The sequence below is a fragment of the Alkalibacillus haloalkaliphilus C5 genome, from assembly GCF_000269905.1.
GTDB classification, from domain to species: Bacteria; Bacillota; Bacilli; order Bacillales; family Alkalibacillaceae; genus Alkalibacillus; species Alkalibacillus haloalkaliphilus_A.
Map to the genome: position 1 here is coordinate 1 of NZ_AKIF01000099.1, position 10,892 is coordinate 10,892.

At 39.6% G+C, this 10,892-nt stretch carries 12 protein-coding genes and 1 riboswitch; of the genes, 10 read left to right on the forward strand and 2 right to left on the reverse strand.

The window, feature by feature from the left end:
- Both A194_RS0110740 and A194_RS0110745 read right to left on the reverse strand, forming a co-directional pair.
- Positions 1–893: hypothetical protein (locus tag A194_RS0110740; protein WP_017186850.1), on the reverse strand; the 893-nt coding region annotated here is incomplete at its 3' end.
- An 88-nt stretch (positions 894–981) separates the two neighbouring features.
- On the reverse strand, positions 982–1,188 hold the full coding sequence (locus A194_RS0110745) for a zinc ribbon domain-containing protein (protein ID WP_017186851.1): 207 nt from the start codon (positions 1,186–1,188) through the stop codon (positions 982–984).
- A 145-nt stretch (positions 1,189–1,333) separates the two neighbouring features.
- Between A194_RS0110745 and A194_RS0110750 the strand changes: the two genes are divergently transcribed.
- The 10 genes from A194_RS0110750 to A194_RS0110795 all read left to right on the forward strand — a co-directional run bounded on the left by A194_RS0110750 (position 1,334) and on the right by A194_RS0110795 (position 10,782).
- Positions 1,334–2,269, forward strand: a complete 936-nt coding sequence (locus A194_RS0110750; protein ID WP_017186852.1) for a nucleoside hydrolase — start codon at positions 1,334–1,336, stop codon at positions 2,267–2,269.
- 151 nt (positions 2,270–2,420) lie between these two features.
- Entirely contained in the window at positions 2,421–2,705 is a 285-nt protein-coding gene (locus A194_RS0110755; protein WP_017186853.1) for a YhdT family protein, read from the forward strand.
- Positions 2,702–4,144, forward strand: a complete 1,443-nt coding sequence (panF, locus tag A194_RS0110760; protein ID WP_017186854.1) for a sodium/pantothenate symporter — start codon at positions 2,702–2,704, stop codon at positions 4,142–4,144. The genes A194_RS0110755 and panF overlap by 4 nt, the downstream gene beginning before the upstream one ends.
- Before the next feature lie 12 nt (positions 4,145–4,156).
- Positions 4,157–5,035 carry a DUF1028 domain-containing protein gene (locus A194_RS0110765; RefSeq protein ID WP_017186855.1) on the forward strand — a complete coding sequence of 293 codons (879 nt, stop codon included), beginning with the start codon at positions 4,157–4,159 and terminating at the stop codon, positions 5,033–5,035.
- Positions 5,036–5,167: 132 nt separating this feature from the next.
- The gene (rbsK, locus tag A194_RS0110770) at positions 5,168–6,067 is read left to right on the forward strand and encodes a ribokinase (protein WP_017186856.1); all 900 of its coding nucleotides are present in this window, start codon (positions 5,168–5,170) and stop codon (positions 6,065–6,067) included.
- Positions 6,068–6,126: 59 nt separating this feature from the next.
- Positions 6,127–6,210: riboswitch (cyclic di-GMP riboswitch) on the forward strand.
- Positions 6,211–6,734: 524 nt separating this feature from the next.
- Entirely contained in the window at positions 6,735–7,106 is a 372-nt protein-coding gene (locus tag A194_RS21390) for a methyl-accepting chemotaxis protein (protein WP_423734749.1), read from the forward strand.
- Positions 7,107–7,124: 18 nt separating this feature from the next.
- Positions 7,125–8,591 carry an aldehyde dehydrogenase family protein gene (locus A194_RS0110780; RefSeq protein ID WP_017186858.1) on the forward strand — a complete coding sequence of 489 codons (1,467 nt, stop codon included), beginning with the start codon at positions 7,125–7,127 and terminating at the stop codon, positions 8,589–8,591.
- Between the two features lie 163 nt (positions 8,592–8,754).
- On the forward strand, positions 8,755–9,216 hold the full coding sequence (locus A194_RS0110785; RefSeq protein ID WP_017186859.1) for a flavin reductase family protein: 462 nt from the start codon (positions 8,755–8,757) through the stop codon (positions 9,214–9,216).
- 214 nt (positions 9,217–9,430) lie between these two features.
- Positions 9,431–9,907, forward strand: a complete 477-nt coding sequence (locus tag A194_RS0110790) for a DUF3237 domain-containing protein (RefSeq protein ID WP_017186860.1) — start codon at positions 9,431–9,433, stop codon at positions 9,905–9,907.
- A gap of 17 nt (positions 9,908–9,924) precedes the next feature.
- On the forward strand, positions 9,925–10,782 hold the full coding sequence (locus A194_RS0110795; protein ID WP_017186861.1) for an alpha/beta fold hydrolase: 858 nt from the start codon (positions 9,925–9,927) through the stop codon (positions 10,780–10,782).
- Positions 10,783–10,892: the final 110 nt, after the last annotated feature.

Genomic DNA, 10,892 nt, shown 5'->3' on the forward strand with positions numbered 1-10,892 from the left:
TTGAAAAAGCTTCGTCCAAGTGCCTTTGGTGATTGGTAAACAAGTCCCCAGCCAATCGACAGAACAATGGCAATGAGTGGAATAATCGTTAAAACAGAAAGGTCAACAAAGTATTCGATGACCATAATTGCAGCGGTCATCACGATAATGATGACGAGTAATTCGAGTAACTTTTTCTTCGCTTGATCGATTGAGATGTTCGACACCATTTCCTCTTCGGTCGAAATCACTGAATCATGTTTCGATTCAAAATAACTGCCTAACACAATACCAATCACTGCCATCACAATACCTAATGGGAAAATTTGAATCCATTCAACGTCAAAGTAAGAAATAATTAAAGCAACGGAAATGAAGTATGGCGACCACATGAAAGCCATCGCAAAACCGCGTCCTAAAGCGCGCGTTCTTAACATCCGATACGGCTTGTACGATTCAGTGTCCGTCAGCTGAAATAAGATCGGGACGGTACCTAAATTCATAACTGAGCCAACACCCATTATAGCTGACTTAACGTAAATATAAAGTTGCTTTGTCGTTTTAATGTAGTAGTTAAACACCGTTTCTAAATAGACTAAGTAATTCCCTTGATAAATAGGGATTGATAATAGCGGGACAAAAATAAAGATCGCTAAAACCGACACGTTTGTATTCAGTCCGAGAAACATTCCCACAAGTCCTTCTCCTTGGATGAAGAATATAAAAGATAAGCCGAGTAGTGAGCTAATTAAAATCATCGGTACTTTTTTCAAATAAGGGATAAAAGAAATAATCGTAATAAGTGCAAATAAGCTCACTAAGATTGGAAGTATGTCACGGTCGACGAATTGTGAGATTAAATATGTCGTCCCCATTAAAAGTGTCGCAATCGGTCTAATGATGATCGGTTTCAAAATGTAGCTCCTTTCTAATGATGAGATTGTTTATATTTTAGCATAGAAAAGCCAGCTCATTAATGAATTGAACTGGCTTTTAGCGTTGCTATCCACCGAAAAAGAAGTCAAATACGTTACTAGCTGTTGAAGTATTTGAATTATAAAACTCAGAGTAGCCACAATTATTACAGAAAACGACGATGAACTTATTGTGTTGGACGTCGAACATTTTTGAAAAACCTGTTCCTGTCATGGCGACTTCTTTTTGATCGGCATCGCGACTGCCACATTTAATGCAACCTTTTTGTTCCATGGACATACTCCCCTTTCTCTTGTTCTATTTCTAGAAATACCACTAAATTCCTTGTCGAAATTCCAAGTCAAATGTCTATCTTTTGTAAGCGTTTTCTATTAGACTAAGCATTGTAGCAACATTTGAGAGGTATAGGAGGCATAATATGGTAGAACAACGTAGAGTAATTTTAGATTGTGATCCTGGTCATGATGATGCGATTTCGATGATATTAGCGCATGCGAATGACAAAATAAAAATAGAAGCTGTCACGACTGTGGCGGGTAATGTAGAAGTTGATAAAACGACTTTAAATGCAAGGCGTGTTTGTGACATTATCGGACTAGACGTTCCAGTTGCACAAGGTTCAAACCGTCCGATGGTTCGTGAAACACAAATTGCTGAATCGATTCACGGTGATTCGGGTTTAGATGGGCCTAACTTACCTGATGTACCGAATACACCTGTTGTGGAACAACATGCCGTTGATTTAATTATCGAAAAAGTGATGGCATCAGATGGCGATATAACTTTAGTGCCAACTGGACCTTTAACGAATATTGCGATGGCGATCGTAAAAGAGCCTAAAATTATTCCGAAAATTCAAGAAATCGTGCTAATGGGCGGAGGAACGTTTGGTAATTGGACGCCAGCAGCTGAGTTCAATATTTGGGTTGATGCTGAAGCGGCGAAAGTCGTCTACGAAAGTGGTGTGCCAATTGCGATGTTCGGTTTAGATGTGACACATGAAGCGCAAGCAACAGATGAGACGATTGATCGCTTTGCCGCAATTGATAACCCTGTATCTGAATTCGTTGTTGAACTGCTTCGTTTCTTTAAAAAGACGTATAAAGAAGTGTTCGGATTCGATGGAGCGCCAATACATGATGCTTGTACAGTTGCGTATTTAATTGACTCATCGATCTTTGATACGGTTGATGTACGTGTCGATATTGAAACGAAAGGTGAGTTTGCATACGGTATGACGTGTGTCGATTTACTAGATGTAACAGGACGCGAGCCAAATGTAAAATTTGCACGAGACTTAAACCAAGAAAAATTCTGGTGTCTACTATCAGACGCATTAGCGACATATAGTTAATAAAAAGCGGGCCAATATCGGCTCGCTTTTTAAATTAAGTAATTGCTAAAGGCGGGGCGAACTAATTTTTAAAAACCCCAATGATTTTTGCCTCACCTTGCTTTACAATGGAAGTATTCAACACTTTAGTATACTGAAAGGGGATGTTGAAGTGCCGAAGGGGGAGAAGCGAACAGATTGGCGTTTTCGGATTGCGCACCGAGAAGCGTTAATTGGTTGTGCGTTAGCGGTTTTTAACATCATTTGGTGGTATGGATTCGCCTACACATTAGGGTCTAAACCACCTGAAGATTATACATATATATTCGGTTTTCCAGCATGGTTCTTTTGGAGCTGTATAATGGGCTTTATTGTCATGGTATTTCTCGTCTATTTAGTCGTAAAATTTGTATTAAAAGAAGTGCCATTTGACGAAGAGAGGAGTGACGAGCGTTGAATTGGGAAGTGTTAGTTCCTCTCTTAGCATTATTGTTTGTTATATTTTTAATCGGTATGTGGTCGAATCGAAAAATGAAGCAGTCGTCTTCGTTTTTAAGTGACTATTTTTTAGGAAGTCGTGAACTCGGTGGACTCGTCTTAGCGATGACAATGGCTGCGACTTATGGCAGTGCATCCAGTTTTCTAGGTGGACCAGGTGCCGCTTATACGATCGGGTTAGGCTGGGTATTACTGGCGATGACACAAGTGGCGACAGGTTATTTCGTGTTACTCGTATTAGGTAAAAAATTCGCGATCGTCACGAGAAGATTCAAAGCTGTCACATTAATCGACTTTTTAAAAGAACGTTATCAAAGTAAATCAGTTGTTTTAATTTCGGCATTTAGTATCGTCATTTTCCTATTTGCGGCGATGGCAGCTCAATGGGTCGGTGGTGCGTACTTAATCCAGACAGTGACAGGCTTGTCGTACTTAGGTGCTTTATTTTTATTTGCGGTTGCTGTTTTAATTTACGTCATTATTGGTGGCTTTCGTGCTGTAGCGGTGACCGATGCAACGCAAGGGATTATTATGTTTGTCGGAACACTTGTCTTACTGATCGGTGTCGTCATTGCAGGCGGTGGAATCGATCAAATTATGGCAGACTTAGTGACTGAAAACCCGAACTTAGTAACACCATTTGGTCATGATGGACAGTTAACAGCAGCTTATGTCACTTCGTTTTGGATTTTAGTTGGTGTTGGTGTAGTTGGTCTACCGCAAGTAGCGGTTCGTGCGATGTCTTATCGTGATGCACGCTCGATGCACCGCGCGCTTATGATCGGGACGATTGTTGTCGGTTTTATTATGTTAAATATGCATTTAATTGGGGTGTTCGCAAGACCTGTCTTACCAGGGATCGAAGTGGCTGACCAAGTCATTCCACTCATTGCGATGGAGACGTTACCGCCATGGATAGCAGGTATTGTACTGGCAGCGCCACTTGCAGCGATGATGTCGACGGTCGACTCGTTATTATTACTCGTCAGTTCATCGGTTGTGAAGGATGTTTATATTAATTATTTCAAGCCTGATGCTAATCGTGCTCATGTGAAAAAGGTCAGCATTGGATTTACCGCTACCTTAGGTGTTATAGTATTTTTACTATCGATTAACCCACCTGAACTACTAATCTATTTGAACTTATTTGCATTTGGTGGTTTAGAAGCGGCGTTTATATGGCCGATTGTACTCGGTCTTTATTGGAAATACGCCAATAAACACGGTGCGATTGCCTCTATGGTTGTCGGGATTGGTTCGTATATCGCAATCTATCAGTACAATGAGACTTACGGTAATTTATTTGGCGTCCATGCTGTAACGATCCCAGTATTTTTATCATTAATCGCATTTATTGCGTTTAGTTTAATATTTAAAAAAGAGCCTTACCAATTTTAAGGAGGATTATGAATGAGCAAAATTCCTAACGATTTAGTAGCAACATTTTCAATTGTCGGACGAGATCCGGAAACTGGAGAGCTTGGTATTGCGGTACAGTCTAAGTTTTTAGGTGTTGGTGCTGTTGTTCCGTGGGCTGAAGCCGGTGTAGGAGCGGTTGCGACACAGTCGATGGCCAATACGACATACGGCCCTGAAGGATTGCAATTGCTGAAAGAAGGTAAGTCTGCTCAAGAAGCTATGGACATTTTAGTTGAAAAAGATCCCGACAAAGCGATGCGTCAAGCTGGAATCGTTGATGCAAATGGTGGTGTCGCAACGTTCACGGGTGATGGTTGTTACGACTGGGCTGGTGGTAAAACAGGAGAAAATTATGCCGCACAAGGTAATATCCTTGTAAGTGAAGAAACGGCTAGCGCTATGGCAAATGGTTTTGAAGAGAAAGCAGGTGAACCGCTAGTTGAAAAACTTCTTCACGCCTTAAAAGAAGGACAAAAAGCTGGTGGAGATTCACGTGGTATGCAGTCAGCTGCTCTGTTTATCGTTAAAGAAAAAGGTGGCTATGCTGGCTTGAATGATCGAATGGTTGATTTAAGAGTTGATGATCATGAAACGCCAATTAATGAACTCGAGCGAATTTATCGTTTACATCAATTGTACTTCACTCGGCCAAAAGCGGAAGATATTATGGACATTGATGTTGAAAAACGTGAAAAGCTCGTTCGTCGACTCACACAATTAAACTTTTTACACGATGCGACAGATGTTACCGATGAAACGTTTTATAAAGCATTAAGAAGTTATATCCACTCGGAAAACTTTGAAGAACGAGAACAAGAACGAGGAAAAATAGACTATAAGTTATACCAATTCATTTTAATGGAACAATAGAGTAATGAAGTGCCTATGTCTTGTGCGTAGGCACTTTATAGCTTTATTTGTAAAATGAAGTAACGTAATTTCCCGGGAAATTTACATATAATTGTCGGTGAGTGTCATATAAGTCAGTTAAGGAGGAGCATTATGTCATCAGGAACAGTAACAGTGATTGGAAGTATTAATATGGATTTAGTGACGGAAGCAGGCCAGTTTCCGAATAAAGGTGAGACGATTTTGGGGAAATCTTTTTCAACCATTCCAGGTGGAAAAGGGGCTAATCAAGCCGTTGCTTCAAGTAAGCTTGGTACGAAAGTTAATTTAATTGGCTGTTTTGGAAATGATGCTTTCGCTAAAACGTTAAATCAACATTTTGAAACTCAAGGTATCAATACTAATTATATTGAAGTAGCCTCAGGCGAACCAACGGGCATTGCGTCGATTACGATTGCGGAAAATGATAATCATATTATCGTTGTTCCTGGTGCTAATCATGCTGTTACGCCACAGTTAGTCGAAAAATACGAGCATGTCATTGCAGCGAGCGAGACGATCTTACTTCAGTTCGAAATTCCAATTGAATCGGTTGAAAAAGCGGTGGAGTTGGCGAATAAGCACGGTGTTCGTGTGATTTTAAACCCTGCTCCAGTTCAGCCGATCTCAATTTCAGTTATGGCTTCTGTCGATTATATTACACCGAATGAGCATGAGTTAGCGGTGCTTTTAGATGATGAAGAGAAGAAGGCGTTTTATGAACAAAATCGCGAAAAATTCGTAATCACTCACGGGTCAAAAGGTGTCGAGTATTTTGAAGATGGCCAGTCACACTTAGTCTCTGGTTTTTCTGTAGAAGTCGTCGACACTACCGGTGCAGGTGATTCATTTAATGGTGCGTTGGCTGTTGCGTTAACGCGAGGTGATTCGTTAGCTGAAGGTTGTTTATTCGGAAACGCAGTCGGTGCTTTATCGGTTAGTAAGTTAGGTGCACAGTCTGGTATGCCGACGAAAGAAGAGGTTGAGAAGTTTATTCGAACTAGAAACGTCTAAAGGGACAAATTGCCAAAAGTTATGGTATGCTTCTAAGGTTAGAAATTTTTTATGTAAACCGATAAGAGTGGCAAGTCATTTGAAAAAGATGACACGCAAAGTTACGGACCTAAGGCAATTGCTATGGTGGCCGTGCTGCCGGGGTACTACAAACGGTTTACCTTTAAATCTATGATTATAAGGAGGCTATAGTTTGGGATTAGTAAAAAATGATCTAAGTTTGTTGGAAGCATTCCAAAAAGTTGCACCATTATTAAACCCTTTAATACAAGAGGATGTAACGGTAGGAATTTATGATACTGAAAAACTACTATTAAACATTCCTGGTGAAACTTTTCAGTTACCAGTACAACAAGGGGACCCTTTGCAAGAAGGGGATATTATTACAAAGGCTATAAATGAAGGCCAACCACAAACGATGAGGGTACCAAAAGAGGTTTTTGGTGTTCCTGTAATTGCTAGAGCAATTCCGCTAAGAAATGATTATGGTGAAATCATTGGTGGTGTCGGTATTGGTACAAGTATAGAGAGAGCAGAAGTTCTCTCAGAAGTTAGTAATAAATTATATGAAACATTTGAAAACATAACTTCAGTGATTGAAGAAGTAACATCAACAAGTGATGAGTTATCTCGGAACTTGGAAGAAACAAAAGATCAGTTTAGTTACATGAATAAGAACATAAAAAGCATTGATGAGTTCTCAGGAGATGTGACCAAAATTTCTGATCAAAGCAATATTCTAGGACTAAATGCTTCAATTGAAGCTGCTAGAGCTGGAGAATATGGAAAAGGCTTTTCAGTTGTAGCTGATGAAGTTAGAAAGTTAGCAAATGAATCTAAGAAATCTTCAGAAGAAATAAGTGATATTACATCAGCATTAGTTGAAAATGTACAGAATTTTGAACAAATGGTACAAAACGTGAATCAGCAATCAGCTGAACAGTCGGATGCTATGGAAAGTATGTCACAAGCAGTTCAAGATGTTTTAGAAGATGTAGAAAAGTTAAGCAATCTAATCGATGACAACTTACAGAGATAACACTGGAGGAATTGATACATGACACATTTTAATTTTGATCAATTATCAAAACAGGCAATCGGAGGAAAATGGAGAGAGGGCCAAGGCTCAATCGAAATGAAAAACTTGAACCCTTTTAGTGAGGAAGTTATTGCTACAATGACAAGTGCGTCTAAGGATGATTTGGATCAAGCTTATGAAAGTGCAAATGAGGCTCAGCAGGATTGGGTTAATATAAATCCATATGAACGTCGTGACTTGCTATTACAAGCGGCGAAAGTTGTAGAAGAAAATCATGATGAAATTACAGAGCTAATCATCGAAGAATTAGGTGGCACAAGGTTAAAGGCTGGATTTGAAATTGGTTTAGTTACTAATATTATTAAGGAAGCATCTACATATCCTTTAAGAATGACGGGTGAGATTTTGCCATCCCCTGTAGATGGTAAAGAAAATCGAGTATATCAGGAGCCTGTCGGTGTAGTTGGGGTTATCAGTCCATTTAACTTCCCATTTTATTTATCCATGAAATCGGTTGCGACAGCGGTTGGTGCTGGTAACGGAGTAGTCATTAAGCCACATGAAGATACGCCAGTAACAGGCGGTACATTACTAGTTAAGATTTTTGAATTAGCTGGTTTACCAAAAGGTTTAGTAAACTCTATTGTCACTGAGATCTCAGAAATAGGAGATCGTTTTGTAGAGCATCCATTAAACAAAGTTGTTTCATTTACAGGCTCTACAGTAGTTGGCAGAAAGATTGGAGAAGTAGCTGGCAGAAACCTAAAAAAAGCTTCTCTTGAACTGGGTGGCAATAGTGCGTTAATTATTTTAGATGATGCAGATATTGATTACGCAGTAAGTGCTGCTGTGTTTAGCCGTTTCACACACCAAGGTCAAATTTGTATGTCAGCAAATAGAGTGTTAGTTCATGAAAGTGTGAAAGACGAGTTTTTACAAAAGTATAAAAGTAAAGTAGAGTCATTAAAAGCTGGTGACCCTCGAGAAGATGATACCATTATCGGCCCACTAATTAATAAACGACAAGTTGAGACGTTAGAAAATACGATTGAGAAAAGTATTGAAGAAGGTGCAGTACCATTAGTTCGTGGTGAAGTGAATGGTAATGTTGTAACACCGACGATCTTAACAGACGTTTCACCAGAGATGAGTGTAGCGAACGAAGAGATGTTTGGCCCAGCGGTAGCTGTTACTACTTTTAAATCAGATGAAGAAGCGATCGAAATTGCGAATGCCTCTGACTTTGGTTTAAGTGGTGCTGTTCATACTGCTAGCACTGAGCGCGGTGCAGAATTAGGTAAGCGTATTGAAACAGGCATGATTCACGTCAATGATGGCACAATTAATGATGAACCAATCGTAGCCTTTGGCGGTGAAAAAATGTCTGGAGTCGGTCGATTGAATGGTAATGAGAGTTTAGAAGCATTTACAACTAAGAAGTGGATTTCAATTCAACATAAAAAACGTCAATTTCCATACTCTTAATGAAAAGCCTCGGTCTTCGAGGCTTTTTTCTATAGATTAAGTTTAGTATGATAGGGTTGTTGGTGGAGTTAATAGAGGTCACATTTAAAACAAGCATATTGCGTTATTATATGAATAATTTTAGTAGTAACCGGTTGTAGTAAGGTACAAAGGAGAGGTTTAAATGGACCAACGAGATTTTCGTAATTGCATGGGGAAGTTTGCAACAGGTGTCACAGTCGTCACATGTGAAGCAGACGGAGAGACACACGGTTTTACAGTAAACTCATTTACTTCTGTTTCATTAGAGCCGCCATTAGTATTAGTTTCAGTTGACCGGAATACGAGAGCTTTAGAAAAAATACGTGGCAATCATTTTATCGTCAATGTTTTAAAAGAAGACCAACAAGATACGGCAATTCATTTCGCTGGTAAGCCGAATGAAGAGCCACCATTTGAATGGGAGCGTTCTGAAGGTGGTCAGCGAGTTAAAGATAGTTTGGCGCATATTGAGTGTGCACCTTGGGCTGAGTATGATGGCGGTGATCACGTGTTATTTATAGGTGAAGTTGAGAATTATGACTATGATGAAGGGAAACCTTTAGGTTATTACTGTGGTCAGTTTTCAAAAATCGTTCCAAAATAATGGGTTATGATCTTCCCTAACGTCGATTAAGGCGTTAGGGATTTTTTGTGTTTTAAAGGCATTCTACATACTCTAGCGCTCTATTTTTGTAAAAATATTCTAGTTCTATTTTTTCATATAGGACATAGGATGTAGTGATAGAGAAGTAAGCAATTGCTAGTGTTTACAATAACCTCAAATAGCGTTCAGTTGTAAAGGGGGATGAGGCGTAAATATGCCATTGTTACCAAAACCAGACTTAGTTCATTTGTTTGATTTAGAGTTAACGGTGGAAAGTCCGCACTTACCAGGTAAAACACCCGTTGGAAACCGGCGAGTGATTCGTGTGACAGGTGGTGCTTTTAAAGGAGAAAGGCTTCAAGGCAATGTCGTTCCAGGTGGTGATGATTGGATTACCGTCCGCGATGATGGCACGGTGATTCAAGACGTACGTATTTTGTTAGAAACGAATGATAAACAGTTAATTATGATGTCTTACCGAGGAATACGGACAGGTGACCGTTCAGTTATTAAAAGGTTAGATGATGGTGATGAAGTGCCGATTGATGAGTACTATTTTCATACGGCGCCGATTTTCGAAACGGCTTCTAACCAATACCAATGGTTGAACAATCGTTTGTTTGTATCCCGTGGAAAGCACATGGCAGGCAAAGTCATCTACACAATTTATCAAGTAGGGGAATTGAATTAAAAGCTGAGGTGTTTGAATTGGAACGTCATGTTAAATTAACTAACGGTAAAAAGATTTGTGTATGTGAGCGGGGCGAAGGAGAACATGTTGTTATTTTAGTTCACGGTTTAACTGGTAATCATAAGCAAATGACATACTACCAAGAGTTTTTATCTAACAATCATCGTGTCATTAGTTATGACTTGCGAGGACGAGGGTTAAGTGATGAAGCCGATCATCACACTTCGATTGACCATCATGTAGGTGATTTAATCGACTTAATAATTTCGTTAAATCTTAAAGAGATCACATTAGTCGGATACTCAATCGGTGGTTATATTTGTGCGAAAGTGACAGCTCTAAGTAGCCGCGTTCGATCGCTCATTTTGCTAGATGGTGCAGGAGTTGCTGATCTCGGTCAAATAGATCTCATTTTACCGTCACTAAAACGGCTAGAAAAAGTTTACCAGTCCAAAGCTGATTATATTGATTTTACAAAATGTGCGTATGAAAAGTTAGGTGTTAACTGGTCACAACAGTTAGAAGAGATTGCAAGGTATGAAACAGAAGTGGTCGGTGAAAAGTTAGTGCGTCACCGTTCAAAAGTTGAAGTGATGGAACAAGACTTCGATAGCTTTTTTGAATTCCATCACGAAGAAGTATTGCCACACATTACAGTTCCCGTTCTTTTAGTTAAAGCGTTGGGTCACATGGGGGCAGGCAGACCGCTTTTTTTCAACGAGTCATTTGCTGAATTAGAGAAGACTGTTCCACGAATTAATGTGTTAATGACAAATGCCAACCATTTTTCACTCGTTTTTGACGAGCAAAAAGATGTCCTAAATACAATTGATCGTTTTCTTACTAATGTAAGAGAAGATCCAAGTGAGGTATAATGACTTCACTTGGATCTTTTGTGTTGTTGAGGGGATGGGGGGCAGTGTTCAAATATTTTATCAGCGCTCGGACTGAACTTATCAGCGTTCACAAAAATTTATCAGCGCTC

What these genes read in the sequence shown, in the direction of transcription:
- A194_RS0110785 (WP_017186859.1), top strand. Translation starts at nt 8,755, where the DNA reads ATGGACCAACGAGATTTTCGTAATTGCATGGGGAAGTTTGCAACAGGT.
- A194_RS0110750 (WP_017186852.1), top strand. Translation starts at nt 1,334, where the DNA reads ATGGTAGAACAACGTAGAGTAATTTTAGATTGTGATCCTGGTCATGAT.
- A194_RS0110780 (WP_017186858.1), top strand. Translation starts at nt 7,125, where the DNA reads ATGACACATTTTAATTTTGATCAATTATCAAAACAGGCAATCGGAGGA.
- rbsK (WP_017186856.1), top strand. Translation starts at nt 5,168, where the DNA reads ATGTCATCAGGAACAGTAACAGTGATTGGAAGTATTAATATGGATTTA.
- A194_RS21390 (WP_423734749.1), top strand. Translation starts at nt 6,735, where the DNA reads ATGAATAAGAACATAAAAAGCATTGATGAGTTCTCAGGAGATGTGACC.
- A194_RS0110745 (WP_017186851.1), bottom strand. Translation starts at nt 1,188, where the DNA reads ATGGAACAAAAAGGTTGCATTAAATGTGGCAGTCGCGATGCCGATCAA.
- A194_RS0110790 (WP_017186860.1), top strand. Translation starts at nt 9,431, where the DNA reads ATGCCATTGTTACCAAAACCAGACTTAGTTCATTTGTTTGATTTAGAG.
- A194_RS0110765 (WP_017186855.1), top strand. Translation starts at nt 4,157, where the DNA reads ATGAGCAAAATTCCTAACGATTTAGTAGCAACATTTTCAATTGTCGGA.